Below are 23243 nucleotides of genomic sequence, written 5' to 3'. Positions count from 1 at the left end.
CAATCAATCGACTCAGGCCACCAACTGGGCGACCGAGCACATCATCCAGACGAAGCTGGCGACGGACACAAGGGCCAAAGACTCACGCGCGATACGGATCACAGGAACCTCCACTGTTGTTTCTTGTTTGTTCCATATTCCCCTTTCGTTCTGTTCACAAGATGTTCCCCCACGATCCACCGCATATTCTTTGGGAGAGTCATTCGAAAGCCCTCCAGGGGGCTTTGCCCGGGACACCGGATCAGTTCAGATCGCCCCATGCGCCTGATCATCGATACAGACACCGCCGGGGACGACGTGTTCTCCCTGATGCTCGCCCTGACCCACCCGGGCGTATCCGTTGAGGCGATCACGATCGCCCACGGCAATGTCGGTTTTGTCCAGCATGCCGAGAATGCGCTGGTCACGCTGGAGGTCTGCGAGACCCGAAGCGTGCCGGTCTATCTGGGCGCCCAAACTCCATTTTCCCGCACGCCGCTGGATGCGGCCTATGTGTTCGGCGCGGACGGCATGAGCGACATGGGCTATCCGCTCGCCGCACAGCGCCCGGCCATAGGTCACGCGGTGGACGAGATCGTGCGAAGGGTCATGGCGGCTCCGGGCGAGATCACGGTCATTGCCCAGGCGCCCCTCACCAATATTGCGCTGGCCTATCTGCGCGAACCGCGGATCGCCGAGGCTGTCAAACATCTCTGGGTCATGGGCGGCACCGACAACGGCGTGGGCAACGTGACCCCCGCCGCCGAGTACAATTTCTATGCCGATCCTGAAGCGGCCAAGATCGTGATCAACGCCGGCTTCAAGCTGTCCATCGTGACCTGGACCGAGACGCTGCGTGACGGCCTGCTGGATATCTCCCAACTGGCCGAACTGGAGGCCATGGGCACGCCCCGCGCCCGGTTCTTCACCGACGTCAATCGCGCCTCGCTGGCCTTCGCTCAGGACACCGAAGGTCTGAGCGGCAGCCTGCACCCGGACGCCCTGACATGTGCCGTCGCGCTGGATGAGAGCCTGATCCTGCAAGCCGAGCAGGCCGTCGTCGATGTCGAGACTCTGGGCGAGCTCACGCGAGGCTATCTGAGCGTATCGCACGCCATCCTGCCCGATATCGAGATCGCTGATCCAGCGCTCAAGCGCAGGGCGCCCAATGCCCGGGTGATCAAGAAGATCGACCGGAGCGGTTTCTTCGCCGCGATACGCCAGGCGCTGCTTTAGCCGAGCGCGACCTTAGAAGGTCTGCGGCTCAAGATGGCCGTCTCTGAGCGCGAACACCCGGTCCATATAGCGCGCCAGATCCATGTTGTGCGTGGCGATCAGCGCGGCCACACCTTGGCCACGGGCCAGGCTGTAGAGCGACTGAAACACCGCTGCCGAGGTTGCCGGATCCAGATTGCCCGTCGGCTCGTCGGCCAGCAGCAGTTGCGGCTTGTTGGCCAAGGCGCGGGCGATCGCCACGCGCTGTTGCTCGCCACCCGACATCTGGGCCGGCTGATGGTTCACCCGGGCGCTGAGGCCAAGCTCCGTCAGCAACTCAAGCGCCCGCCCCTCCGCCTCGGCCCGGCTGCGCCCGGCGATCAGGCCGGGCATGGCCACGTTCTCGAGCGCGCTGAACTCGGGCAGCAGGTGGTGGAACTGGTAGACGAACCCCACCGTGCCCAGGCGGATCCGCGTGCGGATCCTTTCCGACAGTTTCGAGCAGTCGCGCCCCCCCAGAGCCACGAGGCCGGCGTCAGGACGTTCCAGCAAACCGGCCGAATGCAGCAGCGACGACTTGCCCGATCCCGAGGGGCCGATCAGTCCGACGACCTCGCCTGGATAGACATCGATGTCGACGCCGCGCAGCACGGGCAGATCGCCAGCTTCGGTCTTGTAAACGCGTTCGACGCCGCGCAGAGACAGAACAGGATCACTCATAGCGCAGCGCCTCTACCGGATCGATACGCGAGGCGCGCCAGGCCGGCGGCAGGGTCGCTGCGATGCTCATCAGGGCCGAGAGGCCGACAATGCCGCCCACTTCGGCCCAGTCGATCTTCGCGGGGATGTGCGAGAGCATATAGACGTCGGCGCTGAAAACGGCCGTGCCCGTCACCCATTCCACGAAGTTCTGGATCGGCGTGATGTAGGCGCAAAACAGCACCCCCAGCAGCAGGCCCGTCAGGGTGCCCGCAACGCCGATCGAGGCGCCGGCCATGAGGAAGATGCGCAGGATCGATCCCTGCCCTGCCCCCATGGTGCGCAGAATGGCGATGTCCTTGCCCTTGTTCTTGACCAGCATGACCAGGCTGGAAATGATGTTCAGCGTGGCGATCGCGACGATGCAGAAGAGGATCAACCGCATCACCTTCCGCTCGACCTGCAGGGCCGTGAAGTAGCTATGGTTCTTGTCCATCCAGTCGGCGACCAGCGCGCCCGGACCACTGGCGGCCTCGACGGCCGGCTTGAGGGCCTTGGCGTCATCGGGGTCATCAACCTTGATCTCGACATAGTCGACCGAGGTGTCGCGCCCGAAGAACAGCTGTGACTGGTCGAGCGGCATATAGACATAGGCTTCGTCAAACTGGCTCATGCCGACGCTGAAGATGCCGCCGACGATGTAGTCCTTTTCGCGGGTGGAGGTCCCGAACGCCGTCGCCGGGCCGGAGGGCGAGATCAAGGTGATCGCGTCGCCCGGGGCGACCCCAAGATTGATCGCCATGCGGTCGCCAATCAGCACGATGTCGCCGCCGAACTCGCCCTGGCCAAAGCCGGCCATCGAACCCTTCTTGATATTATCGGCTATGATCTTCAGGCCGCGTAGATCGCGAGGCGTCACCCCGCGCACGATAGCCCCGGTCACCTGGCTGGGGCCGATGACCATGGCCTGAGCTTCAACCATCGGGACGGCCTGAATAACGCCAGGCACCGCGCGGATACGGCTGATCACACCATCCCGGTCAGGGCCATTGATCAGAGGCGACTGGGCGTACAGATGGCCGTTGAAGCCCAGAATCCGGCCCAGCAGTTCCGCCCGGAAACCGTTCATGACGCTCATGACAGTGATCAGGGCGAACACAGCCAGCATGACAGCGCTGAACGAGATCACCGAAATCAGGGCGACGCCGCCATTCTTGCGCTTGGCGAACAGGTACCGCCGCGCGACGGACCGCTCCCAGCGGCTGAACGGTCCGGCCGACCCGAGATCGCTCATTAGCCAGCCTTGCTTTGCGTGAGGCCCGCCAGGACGGACTCCAGCGACGCGGTCGAGCGCTCGCCGGTCGCGCGGTTCTTGATCTCGACAACGCCTTCGGCGATGCCCTTGGGGCCGATGATCAACTGCCACGGCAGACCGATGAGGTCCATGGTGGCGAACTTGGCGCCGCCCCGAGCGTCTGTGTCGTCGTAGAGCACTGTCTTGCCGGCAGTGGTCAGCGCCTTGTAGGCCGCGTCGCAGGCCGCGTCGCAAGCCGCGTCGCCCTGGCGCATGTTGATGATGCCCACATCGAAGGGAGCCACGGACTCGGGCCAGATAATGCCGGCCTCGTCGTGGCTGGCCTCGATGATCGCGCCCAGCAGACGCGAAACGCCTACGCCGTAAGAGCCCATCTGGACCGGAATATCCTTGCCGTCCGAACCGGTGACCAGAGCGCGCATCGGCTCGGAATACTTGGTCCCGAACGAGAAGATATGCCCCACCTCGATGCCGCGCGCCGACAGCCGGTCGCCCTCGGCGACCTGAGCGAAGGCGGCCTCGTCGTGCATTTCCTCGGTCGCGGCGTAAAGCGCTGTCCGCTGGTCGACCAGCGGCTGCAGGTCGCCATACCAGTCGACGTCGGGGCCGGGCGCGCCCATCTCGACCAGGTCCTTGTGGCAGAACACGGCGCTTTCACCGGTATCGGCCAGAACGATGAACTCGTGGCTCAGGTCGCCGCCGATCGGACCAGTGTCGGCGCGCATTGGAACGGCCTTCAGGCCCATGCGATCAAACAGGTTCAAATAGGCCACGAACATCCGGTTGTAGGACTTGCGCGCGCCCTCGACATCGAGGTCGAAACTGTAGGCGTCCTTCATCAGGAACTCGCGGCCGCGCATCACGCCAAACCGCGGACGGGTCTCATCGCGGAACTTCCACTGCACGTGGTAGAGGTTCTTGGGCAGCTCCTTGTAGCTTTTCACCGACCCACGGAAGATTTCGGTGATCATTTCCTCGTTGGTGGGGCCGTACAGCAGCTCGCGCTCGTGACGGTCGACGATGCGCAGCATCTCAGGGCCGTAGGCGTCATAGCGGCCCGACTCGCGCCACAGGTCGGCCAGTTGCAGGGTCGGCATCAGGAGCTCTATCGCTCCGGCGCGATCCATCTCCTCGCGGACGATCTGTTCGATGCGGTTCAGCACCCGCAGGCCTAGCGGCAGCCAGGCATAGATGCCCGCCGCTTCCTGACGGATCATGCCGGCGCGCAGCATCAATTGGTGCGACGCGATCTGGGCGTCGGACGGAGCTTCTTTCAGCACGGGCAGGAAATAGCGCGACAGGCGCATCAGAAAGACGTCTCCGAGGAAATGCGAGGGCCTGAGATAGCCCCTTGGCCGTTAGCTTGGCAACGCGCGCGGCGAAAAGATGACCGCGAGAGCCATTTCAAACGAAAAGAAGGCCGCGCGATCCTCGCGCGGCCTTGCAAGTTCATCGTCGGGGAAGACGCCACAGAGTGAGATCAGAAACAGCTGATCTCGTAACGTGACCTTACGCCTCTGAACATTTGTTGGGGCACGCACTTGCAGCGAGCAGCGCACATTAGGGCGTTTCGCCCAAGCCTTGGGCGATTGCAGGGGCAAAGATCGCATCACGCCCAAGGCTTGGGCGCCATGGCGGTCCTAATAGGTCGCAGGCAGCGGCGGCAGGCTGATCAGGTGAAAGCGGATGATCAGCCACAGCACAGCGAACACCGCCGCCGATACCCAGGTCGTGGTGAAGAACTTGCGCTTCAGATTCGGGTTCACCGGCGCGCCCGGGTCACCGCCGCCCGGCGGCTTGATCCCCATCTCGTGATAGCTGCGCGACCCAAGCGGCAGAACGACGAACAGAACCGTCCACCATATGGTCAGGAAGATCGCGATACCAGTAATCGGGCCCATCAGTGGTGCGCCTCCTTGGGCGTCTCCATGAGTTCGACCAGCAGGCCGCCCATGTCTTTGGGGTGAACAAAGATGATCAACGTGCCGTGCGCGCCGATACGCGGCTCGCCCAGCACCGTAGCGCCCTTGGCGACAAGCGCGTCACGAGCTTCGTAGATATTCTCGACCTCGAAGCAGATGTGATGCTGGCCGCCCTTGGGGTTCTTGGCCAGAAATCCATGGATAGGCGATGTCTCGCCATAGGGCTCGATCAGTTCGATCTGGCTATTGGGCAGGTTGACGAAGCAAACCCAGACACCCTGTTCCGGCATCGCCCACTTCTCGGTGACCGATGTCGCACCCAGCAGGTCGCGATACAGCTTCAGCGACTCGTCGATCGACGGCGTCGCCACGCCAACATGGTTGAGTTTGCCGATCATGATCTGCTCCCACGCGCTTCTCGTTCGCGCGAAGGCCTAACACCTAGCCCGCAGCGCGAAAAGAGCCGCCCGCCGTGTCGTTTTCACGGCGAGCGGCTGCTTACGTAACGTTAGACGCGAAGGACCGTCGTCTCGACGACGGGCTTGCGCTCCCAGATCCGGAACGCCGCCTTCTTCACGGCGCGCGAGATGGCGTTCTCGATAGCGTCGTCCAGTTCCTTCTGATCGCCACCCAGGCGCTTGAAGGCCGTCTCGGCCTCCTCAGCAAGATCGTCCATGGCCTCGCCCAGCGGATACTCGTTGTCGCCCGCCAGACCCAGGCCCCGAACCTGCGGGCCAGAAACGATACGGTTCTTGCCGTCCAGAACGATTGATACCGCCAGCATGCCATTGAAGGCGACATGGCGGCGCTCGCGCAGGGCCTGACCGTTCTCGGCCGTGACCACGCCGCCGTCGACATAGAGGCGACCGGCCGGAACCTCATCGATGATCTCGGCGCGGCCAGGAGCCAGGCGAACCATATCGCCGTTGCGCGGTGTCACCTGCTGCGGGACCTGCAGGTCACGGGCGAAGGCAGCATGCTCGATCAGGTGACGGCGCTCGCCATGGGTCGGCACAGCAATCTCGGGGCGAGCCCACTGATACATTTGCTTGAGTTCGTCGCGGCAAGGGTGGCCGCTGACGTGGATACCTGGCGTGTCGCGTTCGGTGTGCAGACGAACGCCGCGATCGGCCAGCTTGTTCTGCAGGTTGCGGATCGGAATCTCGTTGCCCGGAATGACCCGCGAACTGAAGACCACGTGATCGCCCTGCGACAGCTTCACATGCGGGTGGGTTCCCTCAGCGATGCGTGACAGGGCCGCCCTCGCCTCGCCCTGGCTGCCGGTGCAGAGGAACAGAACTTCGTTTTCGGGCAGGTACTTTGCCTGGTCGTCAGTGATGAAGGGCTCGATGCCCACAAGCAGACCGACCGAACGCGCGGCTGCGCTCATGCGGTGCATCGAACGCCCGGCCAGACAGACCTTGCGACCGGCGGCCTGGGCGGCGCGGATCACGGTATCCATACGGGCCACATTCGAGGCGAAGCACGCCACAGCGATCTTGCCGGTCAGGCCAGCGATCAGTCGGTTCATCGCAACGCGTACATCGGCTTCCGAGCCCGCCACGCCATCGACAAACACATTGGTGCTGTCGCACACCATCGCAAGGATGCCCTCGTCGCCAAGCTTGCGGATGGCGTCGATGTCGGTGGCTTCGCCGAGCTGTGGATCGGGATCAATCTTCCAGTCGCCGGTATGCAGGATCGTGCCCAGAGGGGTCTTGATCGCCAGGCCGTTCGGCTCCGGGATCGAGTGGGTCAGGGTGATCATTTCCAGATCGAACGGGCCGATCGAGAACTTGCCACCCAGAGGCACCTCGGTGATGGGCACTTCGTCGAGAAGACGCGCGTCGCGCAGTTTTTCGCGCAGCAAGAAGGCCGTAAACGGCGTCGCGTAGACCGGCGCCTTCAGCCGCGGCCAAAGCCAGTGCACCGCCCCCAGGTGATCCTCGTGGGCGTGGGTCAGCACAATGCCCAGGATATCGTCGGCATAGGCCTCGATGTATTCGGGATCGGGCAGAATGATTTCGACACCGGGGGTCGTCTGGTCGCCGAAGGTGACGCCCAGATCGACCACGATCCACTTGCGAGCGTGGGCCGGGCCAAAGCCATACAGGTTGAAGTTCATGCCGATCTCGTTCGACCCGCCGAGCGGCAGGAAAACGAGTTCGTCTTGAGAAGATTTTGTCATCAGGTCTCTGAGGTGGTGTTGCGACGGTGAATTTCGAGGAGTCCGCGGATCGTCAGATCCGAATCGAAGTGATCGATGCAGCCCGTGGCGCCTTCAAATAGTGAGGCGACCCCACCGGTGGCGACGACGGTCATGGGCTCCGCGCGCTCAACCTTGATGCGCGCAACAAGTCCCTCGATCAAAGAAATATAGCCCCAGAACACGCCGGACTGCATGGCGCTGACGGTGTCGGTTCCGACCACGCGGTTGCCAGCGGGGCGTTGAATGGCGATGCGCGGCAGCTTAGCAGCCGCCTCGTGAAGCGCCTGCATGGAAAGATTGATGCCTGGCGCAATAATGCCGCCTTCGAAGCCCCCGTCCGCGCCGACAATGTCGAAGGTGGTGGCTGTGCCACTGTCGATGACGATCAAGGGTCCCGGATAGACCATGTGCGCGCCCACGGCGTTCACCAGACGATCAGCGCCGGCCTCGGACGGCTTGTCGATCCGCACCTCCACGCCCAGCTTCGCGTTCTCGCCGATCACGAGCGGATCGACATTAAAGTACCGGCGCGAAAGGTTGCGCAGGTTGAAGATCGACTGCGGGACCACGCTGGATATGATGCAGGCGTCGATGGCCCGAAAACCCAGCCCCTGCATCGAAAGCAGTTGCGACAGCCACACAACATACTCGTCAGCCGTACGGGTGCTCTCGGTGGCAGACCGCCATTGGGCGATCCAGCTCTGGCCATCGTGGATGGCGAACATCGTATTGGTGTTGCCCTGCTCTATCGCCAGCAGCATCAGTTTGCCTCACCAAAGAAGACATCGCCGGCCGTGATGCGCCGCAACCGACCATCAGGCAACCGAAGCCTCAGAGCGCCGTCGCTATCGAGCCCTTCGGCGACACCTTCGATGGTCTCGGTTCCCAGACGCGCAACGCAGGGCTCGCCCAGGCCATGAGCCCGCGCTGTCCAGGCGTCGGCAATGGCGGGAAAACCCAGCGTATGCCAGACGCGCGACCATCGCTCAAATGCGCCGGCCAACACCTCGATCGCCTCCGCAGGCGATGGCGCAGGCGCGGCGCGATGCTCGGTCAGGGCCGTGGCCGGACGTTCGCTATCAATCGGCTTGCACGCCAGGTTGACGCCGACGCCAACGGCGATCCAGAGCCCGGCGCCGAGACGACTTCCAGACTCGATCAGAATGCCGCTGACTTTCAATCCACCCAACTGCGGATCATTGGGCCACTTCAGGCTGATCAAGGATGCGGGAACATAGGCCGCAAGGAGATCAGCAACGGCCAGTGCGGCGACAAACGAAACCTGAGCAGCCTCGGCAGGCGACTTGTCCGTGGAAAACAGCAGGGTAGCGGCGAGGTTGCCCTCCCCGGTCTCCCAGGCGCGGCCTCTGCGACCACGGCCTGCCGTCTGCCTCAGGCCAAGCAGCCATAGGGGCCCCGCCTCACCCGCTTCCGCGCGGCGACGGGCCTCGGCATTGGTGGAGTCGATCTCGTCGAGAACGACGACGGACGGCCCTTCTGAAGCTGAGGGCACGCCCGTCACGTCACGGGTGGCCAAAGGCCGCGGCTGCGGCCTTGGCGGCCGGATCGAGCCAGACCAGTGCGATCAGCACCACAGGGAAAGCGAACAGGGCTGCTGCGAAACCCACCGCGCGCGCTGCGGGGGGCGGGGCATCCACGGCGCCCTTGGAGGCGTCGAACCACATGCTCTTGATCAGGCGCAGATAGTAGAAGGCCCCGACGACGCTGCCGACCAGGCCCAGCACAGCGGCCCACTGCAGCATGACGTCGCCCGAGCCGAGCGCGGCCTTGAAGACGTAGAACTTCGACCAGAAGCCCGAGAACGGCGGCAGACCCAGGGCCGACAGCGAGAACGCGGTCATGGCCAGGGCGATGCCCGGGCGTTCCTTGATCAGGCCAGCCATGTCCTCGATGGTCTCCATCGGCTTGCCGTCGCGGCTCAGGGCCTGAAGGCAGGCGAAGAAGCCGGTCACGTCGACCATGTAGAGGATCATGAAGACCAGCATGGCGTGCAGCCCGGTCTCACCGCCCGTGGCAACGCCCAGCAGGGCGTAGCCGACATTGGCAATCGAACTATAGGCCCAAAGCCGCTTCAGATTGGTCTGGGCCAAGCCGGCGAAGGCGCCGACAAAAACCGAGATCAGGGCGGCGATCACCAGGACCTGACGCCATTGGGCGACCGAGTCCGGGAAAGCGTCGCCCAGAACGCGGGCGAACATCATCATGGCGGCCAGCTTCGGCGCGGCGGCGAAGAAGCCAACGACCGGGGTCGGGGCGCCTTCATAGACGTCCGGCGTCCACATGTGGAACGGCGCCGCAGAGACCTTGAACGCCAGACCGCAGATCAGGAACACCAGGCCAAACAGCAGGCCAACGCCGTGTGCGTCGTGCGCAGCGGCGGCGATGTCAGAAAACCGGGTCGAGCCCGCAAAGCCGTAGATCAGCGAGGAACCGTAGAGCAGCAGGCCAGAGGAAAGCGCGCCAAGCACGAAATACTTCAGGCCGGCTTCCGAAGCCTTGGCGTCGTCGCGACGGAAAGCCGCCAGCACGTAAAGCGCCAGGGATTGCAGTTCGACACCGATGTACAGGCTGATCAGGTCGCCCGCCGAGGCGGTGACGCCCATGCCCAGCGCCGCCAGGATCACCAGCACCGCATATTCGAACTTCTGGTCGCTGCGCTGGGCCAGCCAGCGATCACCCAGCACGATGCCGATGGCGCTGGAAAAGAAGATCGCCACCTTGGCGTAGGTCGCCGCGGCGTCGGCCGAATAGACACCGTTGAAGGCGTGACCATGTGGGCCGACCACGGCCGCGACCGCCGCCGCGAGCAGGGCCGCGACACTGGCCAGGGTGAAGGCAGCGCTAACGCGCCCCTGGAAGGCCCCCCAGACCAGCAGAACAAGGGCCGACACCGCGAGAATGACCTCGGGCAGGATCAGCGAAAGATTGGCTGAAAGCGTCATCAGTCCCTCACCCGGCCAAGGCGGCGCGCCAGGCGCCGACCAGCGCGTCGACGGACGACGCGGTCAGGTCAAATACGAAATTCGGATAGATGCCGAGCACCAGGGTCGAGATGATGAGCGGCGCGAAGATCAGGATCTCGCGCTTGTCGAGATCGGTGATCGTCTTCAGTTCAGGATTGACGATCTCGCCGTACATGACCCGGCGATACAGTGTCAGGGCGTACATCGCCGACAGGATCACGCCGCTGGCGGCGAACAGGGCCGCCCAGGTCGAGGCCTCGTAGACACCAGTCATCGTCAGGATTTCGCCGACGAAGCCGGAGGTACCCGGCAGGCCAACATTGCCCATGGTGAACAACAGGAAGGTCGCTGCGTACCAGGGCATCCGATTGGCGAGGCCGCCATAGAAAGCGATCTCGCGGGTGTGCATGCGGTCATAGACGACGCCAACGCACAGGAAGAGCGCCCCGGAGATAACCCCGTGGCTGAGCATCTGGAAGATCGCGCCCTGCTCGCCCGCCGCATTGCCCGAGAAGATACCCATGGTCACAAAGCCCATGTGGGCCACCGACGAATAGGCGATCAGCTTCTTGATGTCGGTCTGACGGAAGGCGACCAGCGAGGTGTAGACGATGGCGATAGCCGACATCGCGAACACCAGCGGCTGGAACATCTCCGACGCATTGGGGAACATTGGCAGGCTGAAGCGCATGAAGCCATAGCCGCCCATCTTCAGCAGGATACCCGCCAGGATGACCGAACCGGCGGTCGGCGCCTCGACGTGGGCGTCGGGCAGCCAGGTGTGGACCGGCCACATCGGCATCTTCACCGCGAAGCTGGCGAAGAAGGCCAGCCACAGCCAGGTTTGCAGCCAGGGCGCAAACTTGAAGGTCATCAGTTCGGGGATCGAAGACGTGCCCGAGATGGTGATCATCGCCAGGATCGCCGCCAGCATCAGCACCGAGCCGAGCAGTGTGTAGAGGAAGAACTTGTAGGCCGCGTAGACGCGACGCTTGCCGCCCCAGATCCCGATGATCAGGAACATGGGCACCAGGCCACCCTCGAAGAACAGATAGAACAGGATCAGGTCCAGCGCGCAGAACACGCCGATGACCAGGGTTTCCAGCACGAGGAAACAGATCATGTATTCCACGATCCGCTTATCGATCGATTTCCAGCTGGCGAGGATACAGATCGGCAGCAGGAAGGCGGTCAGCAGGACGAACAGGATCGAGATCCCGTCCACCCCCATCCGATAGTGCAGGCCCGCGAACCACGCCACATCTTCCACGAATTGGAAGCCTGGATTGGCGGGGTCGAACTGCGCGACCATCAGGATCGACAGGGCGAAGGTGACCAAGGTTGTCGCCAGGGTGATCCACTTGGCCAGATTGTCGGTGGCCGCGTTGTCGCCCTTGATAGCGCGCAGCGCCAGAAGGACGGCCACGCCGGCGAGCGGAGCAAAGGTTGTGAGGCTGAGAAGGCCGGTCATCGATCCGTCCTCAACGGAATGCGTAAAGGGCGAAGCCAAGCAGGCCGGCGACGCCGAGCAGCATGACAAACGCATAGTGATAAACGTAGCCGGTCTGGAGCTTGCCGGTCCGGCGGCCGACCTCGTAGCTGACGGCGCTGACGCCGTCCGGCCCGAAGCCGTCGATGATCTTCTGGTCTCCGCCCTTCCAGAACAGGTCGCCGAGGAACTTGGCCGCGCGCACGAAGGTGGCCTGGTAAAGCTCGTCGAAGAACCACTTGTTATAGAAGAATACATACAGCGGGCCGTTACGCGCCGCGAGCTTGGCGCCCAGGCGCTCGTTGCCCTTGATCAGATAGATATAGGCCGCAACCAGCAGGCCGAGGATCGAGGCGATCAACGGGCTCCACTTCACCCACTGGGCCACGTCATGCGCTTCGTGCAGGACGTGGTTGGTCGGAGCGTTGTAGATCGCGCCGCGCCAGAACTCTTCCTGGTGGTGTCCCACGAAGTAGTCGACGAACACGAAGCCGGCGAACACCGCGCCGAGCGACAATACGACCAGCGGGAACAGCATGATCAGTGGGCTCTCGTGCGGCTTGTGATCATGGCCGTCATGCGCATGGTCGTCCGCAACGGGTTCGTCGTGCGCCTCATGCGAGGTCTGGCCGTCATGTGCATGGGCGGCTTGCGCGTCGTGAGCGTGATGATCGTCATGACCCCAACGGGCCTTGCCGTTGAAGGTGAAGAAGGCCACGCGCCATGAGTAGAATGAGGTCAGGCCGGCGACCAGCAGGCCGATCACCCAGGCGAACATCGCAAAGGCGTTCTCACCACCCGCAGCGAAGGCCGCCTCGATGATGGTGTCCTTCGAGTAGAAGCCGGCGAAGCCCAGGTGCAGCGGCGGGAAGCCGAGACCCGTGATGGCGATGGTGCCGATGGTCATGGCGATGAAGGTCACCGGCAGCAGTTTGGCCAGAGCGCCATACTTCCGCATGTCCTGTTCGTGATGCATGCCGTGGATCACCGAACCCGCGCCCAGGAACAGCAGCGCCTTGAAGAAGGCGTGGGTGAACAGGTGGAACATCGCCGCCTGATAGGCGCCGATACCAGCCGCAAAGAACATGTAGCCCAGCTGCGAACAGGTCGAATAGGCGATGACCCGCTTGATGTCGTTCTGGGTCAGGCCGACCGTGGCCGCGAACAGGGCCGTGACCGCGCCGATCACCGTGACGATGTTCTTGGCGACGGGTGCGTATTCGAACATCGGCGACAACAGGCACAGCATGTAGACGCCAGCAGTGACCATGGTCGCCGCGTGGATCAGGGCCGAGACCGGGGTCGGGCCTTCCATGGCGTCCGGCAGCCAGGTGTGCAGGAAGAACTGGGCCGACTTGCCCATCGCGCCGATGAACAGCAGGAAGCAGGCGATATCCACCAGCGGCCAGCTATGGCCGACGAACTCCCAGGTGCGACCGGCATTGGCGGCGATCTGCGGGAAGAGTTCGGCGAACTGGATCGTACCGAACGCCCAGTAGGTGGTCATGATGCCGAGGGCGAAGCCAAAGTCGCCGACCCGGTTGACCACGAAGGCCTTGATCGCCGCAGCGCTGGCCGTGGGCTTCTTGAACCAGAAGCCGATCAGCAGATACGAGGCCAGGCCAACGCCTTCCCAGCCAAAGAACAGCTGCATGAAGTCGGCGGCGGTGACCAGCGACAGCATGGCGAAGGTGAACAGCGACAGGTACGCGAAGAAGCGCGGCTTGCTGTCGTCCTCGGCCATGTAGCCCCAGGAGTAGATGTGCACGAGGGCGGAGACCGTCGTCACCACGATCAGCATCACCGCCGACAGGGCGTCGATGCGGATCGACCAGTTGGAGATGAAGTCGCCGACGTGGATGAACGGCAGCAGGGTTACCGTGAAGGCCTCCATGTGCCCCCAGGTCCATTGGCTGAACACGTACCAGGACAGACCGCAGGCCAGCAGCAGAGCACCGGTGGTGATCGCCTGCGAGGCCACGTCGCCGATGCGACGGCCAAACAGGCCCGCCACGATCGCTGCAACCAGCGGGGCGAAGAGGATAATTGTGACTAGCGTCTGCATGACGTCGCTTAGCCCTTCATCATGCTAGCGTCGTCGACCGCGATGTCGCCGCGGTTTCGGAAGAAGGTGACGAGAATGGCCAGACCGACGGCCGCCTCGGCGGCGGCGACGGTCAGCACGAACATCGCGAAGATCTGACCGACCACGTCGTGCAGATAGACCGAGAACGAGACCAGATTTATGTTCACAGCCAGCAGGATCAGCTCAATCGACATCAGGATGACGATGATGTTCTTGCGGTTCACGAAGATGCCGAACACGCCGATCGTGAACAGGATCGCGGCGACGACGAGATAGTGCAACAGGCCGATCATTCGGAGATCCCCTCACCCGGCTTGATCTGAACCAGTTCCATGCCGGTCTTGGGCGAACGGGCCACCTGCCTGCCGATATCCTGGCGCTTGACGCCCGGCTTGTGGCGCAGGGTCAGGACGATGGCGCCGATCATGGCCACCAGAAGCACAAGGCCCGCCAACTGGAAGAAGAAGGCGTAGTCGGTGTAGAGCACGCGTCCGATCGCCTCGGTGTTGCTCACGCCTTCCGGCGAGGCCATGGTCTCGGCGTTTTTGCCGGCGGCGCCGTTCGTGGCCACCGTGGCGGCGACGAAGATCATCTCCAGCGTCAGCACGCCCGCCACAAGCCCGCCGATCGGCAGGTACTGGGCGAAACCCTTGCGCAGTTCCTCAAAGTCGACGTCCAGCATCATGACGACGAACAGGAACAGCACCGCGACCGCGCCCACATAGACGACGATCAACAGCATCGCGAGGAACTCCGCGCCCAGCAGGACGAAGAGGCCGGCGGCCGAGAAGAAGGCGGTGATCAGGAAGAGCACCGAGTGCACAGGATTTCGCGCCGAGACGACGAGAAGACCCGCCGCCAGCGTTGTGAAAGCCAGCAAATAGAAAGCGATCGCCTGCAAGGCCATTGGCCCAGGTGCTCCCCTGAAAACTACATCCATGACGACAACGCCAAATGGCGCGCCGCCCCCTTCGGATTCGCCGCCCGTCTTTAGCGGTAGGGCGCGTCCAACTCCAGATTCTTCGCGATCAGGCGTTCCCAGCGGTCGCCGTTATCGAGAAGACGTTCCTTGTCGTAATAGAGCTCTTCGCGCGTCTCGGTCGCGAACTCGGTGTTCGGACCTTGCACGATGGCGTCTACCGGGCAGGCTTCCTCGCACAGGCCGCAGTAGATGCACTTGACCATGTCGATGTCGTAGCGGGTCGTGCGGCGGCTGCCGTCCTCGCGCGGTTCGGCCTCGATGGTGATCGCCTGAGCGGGACAGATGGCCTCGCATAGCTTGCACGCAATGCAGCGCTCCTCGCCTGAGGGATAGCGGCGCAGAGCGTGCTCGCCCCTGAAGCGCGGCGACTGCGGATTGCGCTCGTTCGGGTAGATCACGGTCTTTTTGGGCGCGGCCATGTATTTCATGGCCAGACCGAAGGCATTGGCGAAGTCCAGAAGGGCCGCGCCCTTAATCGCCTGGGAAATGCGTTGCATCATGGCCGTCAATCACCCTTCGGAATGACGCAGGTGTAGTTTGAAAGCTGGGCGGGATCTCCCCCGTCCTGCTTGGCTTGCAGCACTCCGCCATCGGCCTTGCACTTGTCGCCGGCCCGGCGAAGTTCGTCATAGTTCACAACGCCGCGTCCCAGCGAATAGGACCTGTCCGAAGCCATCGTAGCCGAACAGGCCGCGAGCAAGGCGAAGGTCAGACCCGTCAAAGCTATGGCGGCTTGGCGGTTCATCAGGCGCCTGGTCCAAACACACGCCAGGCAGCGACCAGGACGACCAGCACCAGCGCGGTCGGCAGGAACACCTTCCAGCCCAGGCGCATCAGTTGGTCGTACCGGTAGCGGGGCACGATGGCCTTGGCCATGGCGATCATGAAGAACCAGAAGCAGATCTTGGCGAAGAACACCAAGGCCAGGAAGAAGTTACCCCACCAGCCCCAGCTCACCAGGAAGTCGGTCGGAAAACCGGGATTCCAGCCGCCGAAGAACAGCACGCTGATCATCGCGCACATCAGGACGATGTTGGAGTATTCAGCGACCATGAAGAGCAGGTACGGGGTCGAGCTGTACTCGACCTGATAGCCGGCCACGAGTTCGGATTCGGCTTCCGGAAGGTCGAAAGGCGGGCGGTTGGTCTCGGCCAGGGCCGAGATGTAGAACATGCCCATCGCCATCACCATGACCGGCAGCAGGACAATGTTCTTCAGGCCACCGCCGAAGACGTTCCAGTTCCAGAACCAGCCGCTCTGAGCTTCCACGATCGTAGACAGGTTCATCGAGCCGGCCAGCAGGATCACCGTGATGATGATCAGACCGATCGAGACCTCATAGGAAACCATCTGCGCCGCCGAGCGCAGGGCGCCCAGGAACGGGTACTTCGAGTTCGAAGCCCAGCCGCCCATAATGATGCCGTAGACGCCCAGCGAGCTCATCGCCAGCAGGTAGAGGATGCCGACGTTCAGGTTGGAGACAACCCAGCCCGGCGCGAACGGGATGGCCGCCCAGCCGACGAAGGCCAGGACCAGGCTAAGCAGCGGCGCAAGGATAAAGACCACCTTGTCTGCGCCGGCCGGAATGATGATTTCCTTCAGTACGAACTTGAAGAAGTCGGCGAAGGACTGCAGCAGGCCAAACGGCCCCACCACGTTGGGTCCCTTGCGCATCTGCACGCCGGCCCAGATTTTGCGGTCGGCCAGCAGCAGAAAGGCCAGGCTCAGCAGCACCCAGATCACGACCAGCAGGATCCCGCCGGTCGTCAGCAGGGTCCAGGTCACGGCAGGGTTGGCGAAGAAAGCGCTCATCGGCCTACTCCGCCGCGATCTTGGCGGCGCCGGAGACGACGGCCGCGCATTCGGCCATGGTCACGCTGGCGCGCGCGATGGGATTGGTCAGGTGGAAGGCCTTGATGGCGTTCTCGAACGGCGTGTCCGCCAGTTCGCCTGGACCGCCAACGGCTGCCAGGTCGAACACGGTCGGGATCGAGCCCGGCGCGAAGTCGATCTGGCCGAAGCTCGGGTGGTCGGCGAACAGCTTGGCGCGCAGCTGGTCCAGGCTGTCATAGGGCAGCTTGTGGCCGAGAAGCTCGGACAGGGCCCGCAGGATCGACCAGTCTTCCTTGGCCTCGCCCTTCGGGAACACCGCCCGCTCGCCCATCTGGACGCGGCCTTCGGTGTTCACATAGAGGCCGTTCTTTTCGGTATAGGCCGCGCCCGGCAGGATGACGTCGGCCTTGTGAGCGCCGGCGTCGCCGTGGGTGCCCAGATAGATCTTGAAGGCGTCCGAAGCAGCGGTTTCGCACTCGTCGGCGCCCAGCAGGAACAGCACATCAAGCGCGCCCGGCTTTAGCATCTCGCCGGCGGTCAGGCCGCCCTCGCCCGGCACGAAGCCCAGGTCGAGACCGGCGACGCGGGCAGCAGCGGTGTGCAGGACGTTCCAGCCGTTCCAGCCGTCACGCACGATCTTGAAGCTCTTGGCGACCGCAGCGGCGGCCTTCAGAACCGCCGCGCCGTCAGCGCGGGTCAGGGCGCCCTGACCGATGATGATTGCCGGACGCTCAGCGTTCTTCAGGGCGGCGACGAAGTCGGACTTGCTCTTGGCCAGGCCTGCCAGCGTCTTCGTGCCGGCGCCGAGATAGTCGTACTCGTAGGTCAGGTCGCCCTGCTCGCCGATCACGCCGATGCGGAGCTTGCCGGCGATCCACTGCTTGCGCAGGCGGGTGTTGAGCACCGGCGCCTCGACGCGCGGGTTCGTGCCGACCAGCAGGATGACGTCAGCGTTCTCGATGCCGGCGATCGTGGTGTTGAACAGCCAGCTCTCGCGCGGACCAGCACCCAGCGCCACGCCGTCCTGGCGGGCGTCGAGGTTCTTCACGCCCAGGGCGGTGAAGAGGTCCTTGGTCGTCTTCAGGCTCTCGGCGTCTTGCAGATCGCCGGCGATCACGCCGATGCGCTCTGGCTTGGTGGCCTTGATCTTGCCCGCCACGGCCGCGAAAGCCTCGGCCCAGGTCGCCGGCTGCAGACGGCCGCCGACGCGAACGTAGGGTCGGTCCAGACGCTGACGCTGCAGGCCATCAACGGCATAGCGCGTCTTGTCGGAGATCCACTCTTCGTTGACGTCCTCGTTGACGCGCGGCAGCACGCGGAGCACCGCAGCGGCGCGGCTGTCGACGCGGATCGCCGAGCCCAGCGCGTCCATGACGTCGATGCTCTCGGTCTTTTTCAGCTCCCAAGGCCGCGCTTCGAAGGCGTAGGGCTTGGAGGTCAGAGCGCCGACCGGGCACAAATCGATCACGTTGGCTGACAGTTCCGACGTCACCGCCGCGCCCAGATAGGTCGTGATTTCAACGTCTTCGCCGCGCGAGATCAGGCCAATCTCCGGCGAACCCGCGACTTCGGTGATGAAGCGGACGCAGCGCGTGCACTGGATGCAGCGGGTCATCACGGTCTTGATGAGCGGGCCCATGGCCTTCTCTTCGACCGCGCGCTTGTTCTCTTCGTAACGGCTGCCATCGCGGCCATAGCCCATGGCCTGGTCCTGCAGATCGCACTCGCCGCCCTGGTCGCAGATCGGGCAATCCAGCGGGTGGTTGATGAGCAGGAACTCCATCACCCCTTCGCGGGCCTTCTTGACCATCGGGGTCTTGGTGAAGATCTCCTGGCCTTCGGCGGCCGGCAGGGCGCACGACGCCTGCGGCTTGGGCGGACCAGGCTTCACCTCAACCAGGCACATCCGGCAGTTGCCGGCGATGCTCAGGCGCTCGTGATAGCAGAAGCGCGGGATCTCTTCCCCGGCCAGTTCCGCGACCTGCAGAACCGTCATGCCGGGTTCGAACTCGACCTCGACGCCGTTGACCTTGGCGATAGCCATGCTTGTTACTCCGCCGCGATCAGCTTGGCGCCCTGCACGTGCAGGCGACCGCTACGATAGGATGCGATCCGGTCTTCCACCTCGTGGCGGAAGTGACGGAACAGGCCCTGGATCGGCCAGGCGGCCGCATCACCGAGGGCGCAGATAGTGTGACCCTCAACCTGGGTCGTGACGTCCAGCAGGGTGTCGATCTCTTTGGGATCGGCCTCGCCGGTGACCATGCGTTCCATGACCCGCCACATCCAGCCGGTGCCTTCGCGGCACGGCGTGCACTGACCGCAGCTCTCATGCTTGTAGAAGTACGACAGGCGAGCGATGGCGCGGACCAGATCGGTGTCCTTGTCCATCACGATGACGGCGGCGGTGCCGAGGCCCGAACGCAGGGCGCGAAGGGCGTCGAAGTCCATCGGCAGGTCTTCGCACTGCTCGGCGGGGATCATCGGCACGGACGAGCCGCCCGGGATCACGGCCTTCAGGTTGCCCCAGCCGCCCCGGATGCCGCCGCAGTGATCCTCGATCAGTTGGCGGAACGGGATGCTCATGGCCTCTTCGACGTTGCAGGGCGTATTCACGTGCCCGCTGACGCAGAAGAGCTTGGTGCCGGTGTTATTGGGGCGGCCAAAACCCGCGAACCAGGCCGCGCCGCGACGCAGGATGGTGCCGACGACAGCAATGCTCTCAACATTGTTGACCGTGGTTGGCATGCCGTAGAGGCCCGCGCCGGCCGGGAACGGCGGCTTCAGGCGCGGTTGGCCCTTCTTGCCTTCCAGGCTTTCGAGCAGGGCCGTCTCTTCGCCGCAGATATAGGCGCCGGCGCCATGGTGGACGTAGATGTCGAAGTCCCAGCCGTGGACATTGTTCTTGCCCACCAGCTTGGCCTCGTAGGCCTGCTTGATGGCGGCTTCCAGTATTTCGCGCTCACGAACATATTCGCCGCGGATGTAGATGTAGCAGGCGTGGGCCAGCATGGCGCGCGAGGCGATCAGGCAGCCTTCGATCAGGAGGTGCGGGTCATGCCGCATGATCTCCCGGTCCTTGCAGGTGCCCGGCTCGGATTCGTCGGCGTTGACGACCAGATAGTGCGGACGACCGTCCTTCACTTCCTTGGGCATGAACGACCACTTCAGGCCGGTGCCGAAGCCCGCGCCGCCACGGCCGCGCAGGCCGGAGTTCTTCATGTTGTCGATGATCCAGTCGCGACCCGCGTCGAGGATGTCCTTGGTGCCATTCCAGCAGCCGCGCTTTTTCGCGCCTTCCAGGCCCCAATCATGGAGCCCGTAAAGGTTCGTGAAAATGCGGTCCTTGTCTTCGAGGATACCGACCATGACTCAGCTTTGCGGATCGAATGGATGGGCGCGCACATACCGCGTCCGACGAAGGATGACATAGGCGAAAAGCAGCCAACCGGCGGCAATCGTCACAAGACCCAGAACAACGGCCCATTGTGGCGCGCCAGCGATGACCCGCCCCCAGATCAGGAGCAGGACGCCGAGCAGGCAAGCCACGAAGCCGAAGCCGCGCTCGCGGCGACCAAGGCTACGAACTGTATCGAGATAGGCGGCTCTGCGCGTGTTGAAGTCGCTGTCGTCGATCATGACGAAGCCCCCTCTTCCCGCTTCACGGCGCGCATCCAGCCCAAAACGAACCAGATCTGCGCGCCCAGCCCTGCAGCGACCAGAACCAGGAAGGCCGGCAGAAGCCAACCGATTCCCATGGCCACGTGACCGACAATCGCCGCGCCGGCCAGCACGAAGCAGACCGCGTCGATGGCGAGCATCGCGGTCAGTCGCTTCTTCTGGAGGACGGCGTCGGTGTTCATCAGGCAGCCGGCTCCGCCTTGGGAGCCTTCTTGGGCTTTTCGGGCAGGTTCGGGATCTTGAACTTCTTGGCCAGTGAGCCGTCGAAGAGCGTGGGATCGGTCAGGGTCTTGATCGAATCCTTGGGCTCCGATGCCTTGCGGCCGTCGTAGCTGCCCGGCTGCGGCGACTTGCCGGCGGCGAAGTCGTCGAGAATCTGGGCCAGGCTCTCCGGCGTCAGGTCCTCGTAATAGTAGTCGTTGATGGCGGCCATCGGCGCGTTGCAGCATGCGCCCAGGCACTCGACCTCTTCCCAGCTGAACTTGCCGTCCGCCGAGACGTGGTTGGCGTCGCCGATCTTGTCCTTCAACACCTTGCGAAGGTCCAGCGCGCCGCGCAGCTGGCAGGGCGTCGTACCACAAAGCTGAACGAAGGCGACCTTGCCGACCGGCTGCAGCTGGAACATCACATAGAAGGTCGCGACTTCCAGCACCCGTATGACCGGCATCTCAAGCTGCCTGGCGATCTCCTGGATAGCCGGCTCAGGGATCCAGCCTTCCTGCTTCTGGGCCAGCCAGAGCATAGGGATCACCGCCGACTGCTTGCGCTCGGCGGGGTATTTGGCTTTCCACCAGTCAGCCTTGGCCTGGCTCTCCTTGGAGAACGCAAAGCTCGCGGGCTGTTCCTTGGCGAGACGGCGAACGGACATGCGTCAGGCTTTCACGAAATCGACGCGAGCGATCTTGTCGCCGGCGAAGGTGTAGATGGCGGCGACCTCGAAAGGCGTCGCTTCGGGCGAACGGAAGACCCGCTCATGGTCGATGACCTTGTTGCCGATCACCACACGCGACAGCAGTTCGGCGCGGTTTTGCGGAAACTGGGCGAACAGGCCGACATGCCGCTCGCGGAACGCTGAGACGCCATGCAGGTTGGGCTCGGCGTTCAGATCGGCGACCATCATGTCGTCGGCGAAGTGCTGGCACAGCGCATCGACGTCCTGGGCGTTATAGGCGTCCAGCTGGCCTTGAACGGCGGCCTCGATCAACGGTCGATCTCCCCGAACACGATGTCCAGCGAGCCGAGGATGGCCGACACGTCGGCCAGCATGTGGCCGCGGTTCATCCAGTCCATGGCCGCCAGGTGCGGGAAGCCCGGTGCGCGGATCTTGCAGCGATAGGGCTTGTTGGTGCCGTCAGAGACGACGAACACGCCGAACTCGCCCTTGGGCGCCTCGACGCAGGCATAGACCTCGCCGGCCGGCGTACGGAAGCCCTCGGTGTAGAGCTTGAAGTGATGGATCAGAGCTTCCATTGAGCGCTTCATCTCGGCGCGACGCGGCGGGCTGACCTTGTTGTCCTCGGTCATCACCGGGCCGGGCGTCTTGCGGAGCATCTCGCAGGCCTGGCGGATGATCTTCGCTGACTCGCGCATCTCCTGCATGCGACACAGATAGCGATCATAGCAGTCGCCGTTCTTGCCCAGCGGGATATCGAACTCGAATTCGTTGTAGCACTCATAGGGCTGGCTGCGGCGCAGATCCCAGGCGATGCCGGAACCCCGCGCCATCACGCCGCTGAAACCCCACTCGATCGCCTGCTCGCGCGTCACGACGCCGATATCGACGTTGCGCTGCTTGAAGATGCGGTTGCCGGTGATCAGCGTCTCAATGTCGTCGCATATCTTCGGGAACGCCTTAGCCCAAGTGTCGATGTCCTCGACAAGAGCGTCAGGCAGGTCCTGATGGACGCCGCCCGGCCGGAAATAGTTGGAGTGCAGGCGAGCGCCGCAGGCACGCTCGTAGAACACCATCAACTTTTCACGTTCCTCGAAGCCCCAGAGCGGCGGCGTAAGGGCTCCGACGTCCATGGCCTGGGTCGTCACGTTCAGCAGGTGACTGAGAACACGGCCGATTTCGGAATAGAGCACCCGAATAATCTGGCCACGCCTGGGAACATCGACACCAAGCAACTTCTCGATGGCCAGGCAGAAAGCGTGCTCCTGATTCATCGGCGCCACATAGTCGAGGCGGTCGAAATACGGGATGTTCTGGAGGTAGGTGCGCGCCTCCATCAACTTTTCGGTGCCGCGATGCAGCAGGCCGATGTGCGGATCGACGCGTTCGACGACTTCGCCGTCCAGCTCCAGCACCAGGCGCAGCACACCGTGCGCGGCCGGATGTTGCGGGCCGAAATTGATGTTGAACTTGCGGACGGGCGTTTCCGGGATCATCGGAACCGCCGGTTCGTCACGGACGAGATCGGTCACCGCTGCAGGGGTGTCTTGGCCGGTCATGATTCCTGGCCTTCCTTACGCTGCTGGATGCTGAGCGAAACAAGCAATCCAGCGATAAGCAGGACGGCGCCCAGTAGTGTGATGATGGTGGTGGCGACGTCCCAAGACTGGGAAATCGCGGCTTGCGACAGGGGAAGGGCCAGCAACACGGACGCCGCACCCAGCAGCGCGCTGCGCAGCTCCGCGACTTCCATACGCCGTAACCCGGCTCCAATCGCCAAGGTCATGACGGCGATCATGATCGCTATGCCCAGGCCCTTGTTCTGCTCCACCGAAATGATCGGCGCGCGCGTGAACCAGCCCGTCAGCCGCATGCCGATGGTCATCAGGAACGCGGTGGAAAATGTCACCAGAAAAAACGCGGTGGCGGAACGGAACGTCGGCCGGCGCAGACCCAT

Annotated in this window: 26 protein-coding genes; 1 reads left to right on the top strand and 25 read right to left on the bottom strand. The window is 63.6% G+C overall.

Annotation, left to right across the window (positions count from 1 at the left end; translation table 11 throughout):
- Positions 1–12 precede the first annotated feature (12 nt).
- Positions 13–102, bottom strand: coding sequence for a cell division inhibitor SidA (gene sidA, locus ACN2C8_RS07645; protein ID WP_156111316.1), 90 nt, complete (start codon positions 100–102; stop codon positions 13–15).
- Between the two features lie 156 nt (positions 103–258).
- Here sidA and ACN2C8_RS07640 point away from each other — a divergent pair, with 156 nt between their 5' ends.
- Positions 259–1215 (top strand): nucleoside hydrolase, encoded by a 957-nt coding sequence (locus tag ACN2C8_RS07640; RefSeq protein WP_419255237.1) that lies wholly within the window; start codon positions 259–261, stop codon positions 1213–1215.
- 12 nt (positions 1216–1227) lie between these two features.
- Here the strand turns inward: ACN2C8_RS07640 and ACN2C8_RS07635 are convergent, their stop codons facing one another.
- From ACN2C8_RS07635 to ACN2C8_RS07520, 24 genes are all read right to left on the bottom strand, one after another.
- Complete coding sequence (locus ACN2C8_RS07635) at positions 1228–1914, bottom strand: ABC transporter ATP-binding protein (RefSeq protein ID WP_419255236.1); 687 nt, start codon at positions 1912–1914, stop codon at positions 1228–1230.
- Positions 1907–3187 carry a lipoprotein-releasing ABC transporter permease subunit gene (locus tag ACN2C8_RS07630; protein WP_419255235.1) on the bottom strand — a complete coding sequence of 427 codons (1281 nt, stop codon included), beginning with the start codon at positions 3185–3187 and terminating at the stop codon, positions 1907–1909. Before ACN2C8_RS07630 ends, ACN2C8_RS07635 begins: the two co-directional genes overlap by 8 nt.
- Positions 3187–4515, bottom strand: a complete 1329-nt coding sequence (proS, locus tag ACN2C8_RS07625) for a proline--tRNA ligase (RefSeq protein WP_419255234.1) — start codon at positions 4513–4515, stop codon at positions 3187–3189. Before proS ends, ACN2C8_RS07630 begins: the two co-directional genes overlap by 1 nt.
- 333 nt (positions 4516–4848) lie before the next feature.
- Positions 4849–5109 carry a DUF1467 family protein gene (locus ACN2C8_RS07620; protein ID WP_419255233.1) on the bottom strand — a complete coding sequence of 87 codons (261 nt, stop codon included), beginning with the start codon at positions 5107–5109 and terminating at the stop codon, positions 4849–4851.
- On the bottom strand, positions 5109–5528 hold the full coding sequence (gene mce, locus ACN2C8_RS07615; RefSeq protein WP_419255232.1) for a methylmalonyl-CoA epimerase: 420 nt from the start codon (positions 5526–5528) through the stop codon (positions 5109–5111). Before mce ends, ACN2C8_RS07620 begins: the two co-directional genes overlap by 1 nt.
- Before the next feature lie 110 nt (positions 5529–5638).
- Positions 5639–7318 carry a ribonuclease J gene (locus ACN2C8_RS07610; RefSeq protein ID WP_419255231.1) on the bottom strand — a complete coding sequence of 560 codons (1680 nt, stop codon included), beginning with the start codon at positions 7316–7318 and terminating at the stop codon, positions 5639–5641.
- On the bottom strand, positions 7318–8103 hold the full coding sequence (locus tag ACN2C8_RS07605; protein ID WP_419255839.1) for a type III pantothenate kinase: 786 nt from the start codon (positions 8101–8103) through the stop codon (positions 7318–7320). The genes ACN2C8_RS07610 and ACN2C8_RS07605 overlap by 1 nt, the downstream gene beginning before the upstream one ends.
- Positions 8100–8861 carry a biotin--[acetyl-CoA-carboxylase] ligase gene (locus ACN2C8_RS07600; RefSeq protein ID WP_419255838.1) on the bottom strand — a complete coding sequence of 254 codons (762 nt, stop codon included), beginning with the start codon at positions 8859–8861 and terminating at the stop codon, positions 8100–8102. The genes ACN2C8_RS07605 and ACN2C8_RS07600 overlap by 4 nt, the downstream gene beginning before the upstream one ends.
- 1 nt (position 8862) lies before the next feature.
- Positions 8863–10302, bottom strand: coding sequence for an NADH-quinone oxidoreductase subunit NuoN (gene nuoN / locus ACN2C8_RS07595; RefSeq protein ID WP_419255230.1), 1440 nt, complete (start codon positions 10300–10302; stop codon positions 8863–8865).
- A gap of 7 nt (positions 10303–10309) precedes the next feature.
- Complete coding sequence (locus ACN2C8_RS07590; protein WP_419255229.1) at positions 10310–11794, bottom strand: NADH-quinone oxidoreductase subunit M; 1485 nt, start codon at positions 11792–11794, stop codon at positions 10310–10312.
- A 10-nt stretch (positions 11795–11804) separates the two neighbouring features.
- Positions 11805–13877, bottom strand: coding sequence for an NADH-quinone oxidoreductase subunit L (nuoL, locus tag ACN2C8_RS07585; protein WP_419255228.1), 2073 nt, complete (start codon positions 13875–13877; stop codon positions 11805–11807).
- 8 nt (positions 13878–13885) lie between these two features.
- Entirely contained in the window at positions 13886–14191 is a 306-nt protein-coding gene (gene nuoK / locus ACN2C8_RS07580) for an NADH-quinone oxidoreductase subunit NuoK (protein ID WP_419255227.1), read from the bottom strand.
- The gene (locus ACN2C8_RS07575) at positions 14188–14805 is read right to left on the bottom strand and encodes an NADH-quinone oxidoreductase subunit J (protein ID WP_419255226.1); all 618 of its coding nucleotides are present in this window, start codon (positions 14803–14805) and stop codon (positions 14188–14190) included. The genes nuoK and ACN2C8_RS07575 overlap by 4 nt, the downstream gene beginning before the upstream one ends.
- 83 nt (positions 14806–14888) lie before the next feature.
- Complete coding sequence (gene nuoI, locus ACN2C8_RS07570; RefSeq protein WP_419255225.1) at positions 14889–15380, bottom strand: NADH-quinone oxidoreductase subunit NuoI; 492 nt, start codon at positions 15378–15380, stop codon at positions 14889–14891.
- A 5-nt stretch (positions 15381–15385) separates the two neighbouring features.
- Positions 15386–15625, bottom strand: a complete 240-nt coding sequence (locus ACN2C8_RS07565) for a hypothetical protein (protein ID WP_419255224.1) — start codon at positions 15623–15625, stop codon at positions 15386–15388.
- The gene (gene nuoH, locus ACN2C8_RS07560) at positions 15625–16692 is read right to left on the bottom strand and encodes an NADH-quinone oxidoreductase subunit NuoH (protein WP_419255223.1); all 1068 of its coding nucleotides are present in this window, start codon (positions 16690–16692) and stop codon (positions 15625–15627) included. The genes ACN2C8_RS07565 and nuoH overlap by 1 nt, the downstream gene beginning before the upstream one ends.
- A 4-nt stretch (positions 16693–16696) precedes the next feature.
- A complete protein-coding gene (gene nuoG / locus ACN2C8_RS07555) occupies positions 16697–18757 on the bottom strand; it encodes an NADH-quinone oxidoreductase subunit NuoG (RefSeq protein ID WP_419255222.1) in 2061 nt (686 codons plus the stop codon).
- Positions 18758–18762: 5 nt separating this feature from the next.
- Complete coding sequence (gene nuoF, locus ACN2C8_RS07550; protein WP_419255221.1) at positions 18763–20082, bottom strand: NADH-quinone oxidoreductase subunit NuoF; 1320 nt, start codon at positions 20080–20082, stop codon at positions 18763–18765.
- A gap of 3 nt (positions 20083–20085) precedes the next feature.
- The gene (locus tag ACN2C8_RS07545; RefSeq protein WP_419255220.1) at positions 20086–20352 is read right to left on the bottom strand and encodes a hypothetical protein; all 267 of its coding nucleotides are present in this window, start codon (positions 20350–20352) and stop codon (positions 20086–20088) included.
- Entirely contained in the window at positions 20349–20576 is a 228-nt protein-coding gene (locus ACN2C8_RS07540) for a hypothetical protein (RefSeq protein WP_419255219.1), read from the bottom strand. Before ACN2C8_RS07540 ends, ACN2C8_RS07545 begins: the two co-directional genes overlap by 4 nt.
- Positions 20576–21262 (bottom strand): NADH-quinone oxidoreductase subunit NuoE, encoded by a 687-nt coding sequence (gene nuoE, locus ACN2C8_RS07535; protein ID WP_419255218.1) that lies wholly within the window; start codon positions 21260–21262, stop codon positions 20576–20578. Before nuoE ends, ACN2C8_RS07540 begins: the two co-directional genes overlap by 1 nt.
- A 3-nt stretch (positions 21263–21265) precedes the next feature.
- Positions 21266–21598 carry a nuclear transport factor 2 family protein gene (locus ACN2C8_RS07530; RefSeq protein ID WP_419255217.1) on the bottom strand — a complete coding sequence of 111 codons (333 nt, stop codon included), beginning with the start codon at positions 21596–21598 and terminating at the stop codon, positions 21266–21268.
- Positions 21595–22845, bottom strand: coding sequence for an NADH-quinone oxidoreductase subunit D (locus ACN2C8_RS07525; protein WP_419255216.1), 1251 nt, complete (start codon positions 22843–22845; stop codon positions 21595–21597). Before ACN2C8_RS07525 ends, ACN2C8_RS07530 begins: the two co-directional genes overlap by 4 nt.
- On the bottom strand, positions 22842–23243 hold the full coding sequence (locus ACN2C8_RS07520) for a hypothetical protein (RefSeq protein ID WP_419255837.1): 402 nt from the start codon (positions 23241–23243) through the stop codon (positions 22842–22844). The genes ACN2C8_RS07525 and ACN2C8_RS07520 overlap by 4 nt, the downstream gene beginning before the upstream one ends.

The sequence above is a fragment of the Caulobacter sp. ErkDOM-C genome (assembly GCF_048541825.1).
In the GTDB taxonomy this organism is placed as follows: Bacteria; Pseudomonadota; Alphaproteobacteria; order Caulobacterales; family Caulobacteraceae; genus Caulobacter.
The sequence above is the reverse complement of the archived record's forward strand: the minus strand, read 5'-3'. Positions and strand labels throughout refer to the sequence as shown.

Excerpts from the sequence above, each read along its gene's own strand:
- ACN2C8_RS07575 (WP_419255226.1), bottom strand. The coding sequence starts at position 14,805 with ATGGCCTTGCAGGCGATCGCTTTCTATTTGCTGGCTTTCACAACGCTG.
- nuoN (WP_419255230.1), bottom strand. The coding sequence starts at position 10,302 with ATGACGCTTTCAGCCAATCTTTCGCTGATCCTGCCCGAGGTCATTCTC.
- ACN2C8_RS07545 (WP_419255220.1), bottom strand. The coding sequence starts at position 20,352 with ATGATCGACGACAGCGACTTCAACACGCGCAGAGCCGCCTATCTCGAT.
- ACN2C8_RS07525 (WP_419255216.1), bottom strand. The coding sequence starts at position 22,845 with ATGACCGGCCAAGACACCCCTGCAGCGGTGACCGATCTCGTCCGTGAC.
- nuoG (WP_419255222.1), bottom strand. The coding sequence starts at position 18,757 with ATGGCTATCGCCAAGGTCAACGGCGTCGAGGTCGAGTTCGAACCCGGC.
- ACN2C8_RS07630 (WP_419255235.1), bottom strand. The coding sequence starts at position 3,187 with ATGAGCGATCTCGGGTCGGCCGGACCGTTCAGCCGCTGGGAGCGGTCC.
- nuoL (WP_419255228.1), bottom strand. The coding sequence starts at position 13,877 with ATGCAGACGCTAGTCACAATTATCCTCTTCGCCCCGCTGGTTGCAGCG.
- ACN2C8_RS07520 (WP_419255837.1), bottom strand. The coding sequence starts at position 23,243 with ATGGGTCTGCGCCGGCCGACGTTCCGTTCCGCCACCGCGTTTTTTCTG.
- nuoK (WP_419255227.1), bottom strand. The coding sequence starts at position 14,191 with ATGATCGGCCTGTTGCACTATCTCGTCGTCGCCGCGATCCTGTTCACG.
- ACN2C8_RS07610 (WP_419255231.1), bottom strand. The coding sequence starts at position 7,318 with ATGACAAAATCTTCTCAAGACGAACTCGTTTTCCTGCCGCTCGGCGGG.
- ACN2C8_RS07590 (WP_419255229.1), bottom strand. The coding sequence starts at position 11,794 with ATGACCGGCCTTCTCAGCCTCACAACCTTTGCTCCGCTCGCCGGCGTG.
- nuoF (WP_419255221.1), bottom strand. The coding sequence starts at position 20,082 with ATGGTCGGTATCCTCGAAGACAAGGACCGCATTTTCACGAACCTTTAC.
- ACN2C8_RS07620 (WP_419255233.1), bottom strand. The coding sequence starts at position 5,109 with ATGGGCCCGATTACTGGTATCGCGATCTTCCTGACCATATGGTGGACG.
- nuoE (WP_419255218.1), bottom strand. The coding sequence starts at position 21,262 with ATGTCCGTTCGCCGTCTCGCCAAGGAACAGCCCGCGAGCTTTGCGTTC.
- proS (WP_419255234.1), bottom strand. The coding sequence starts at position 4,515 with ATGCGCCTGTCGCGCTATTTCCTGCCCGTGCTGAAAGAAGCTCCGTCC.
- ACN2C8_RS07640 (WP_419255237.1), top strand. The coding sequence starts at position 259 with ATGCGCCTGATCATCGATACAGACACCGCCGGGGACGACGTGTTCTCC.
- ACN2C8_RS07540 (WP_419255219.1), bottom strand. The coding sequence starts at position 20,576 with ATGAACACCGACGCCGTCCTCCAGAAGAAGCGACTGACCGCGATGCTC.
- ACN2C8_RS07565 (WP_419255224.1), bottom strand. The coding sequence starts at position 15,625 with ATGAACCGCCAAGCCGCCATAGCTTTGACGGGTCTGACCTTCGCCTTG.
- nuoI (WP_419255225.1), bottom strand. The coding sequence starts at position 15,380 with ATGATGCAACGCATTTCCCAGGCGATTAAGGGCGCGGCCCTTCTGGAC.
- nuoH (WP_419255223.1), bottom strand. The coding sequence starts at position 16,692 with ATGAGCGCTTTCTTCGCCAACCCTGCCGTGACCTGGACCCTGCTGACG.
- ACN2C8_RS07635 (WP_419255236.1), bottom strand. The coding sequence starts at position 1,914 with ATGAGTGATCCTGTTCTGTCTCTGCGCGGCGTCGAACGCGTTTACAAG.
- mce (WP_419255232.1), bottom strand. The coding sequence starts at position 5,528 with ATGATCGGCAAACTCAACCATGTTGGCGTGGCGACGCCGTCGATCGAC.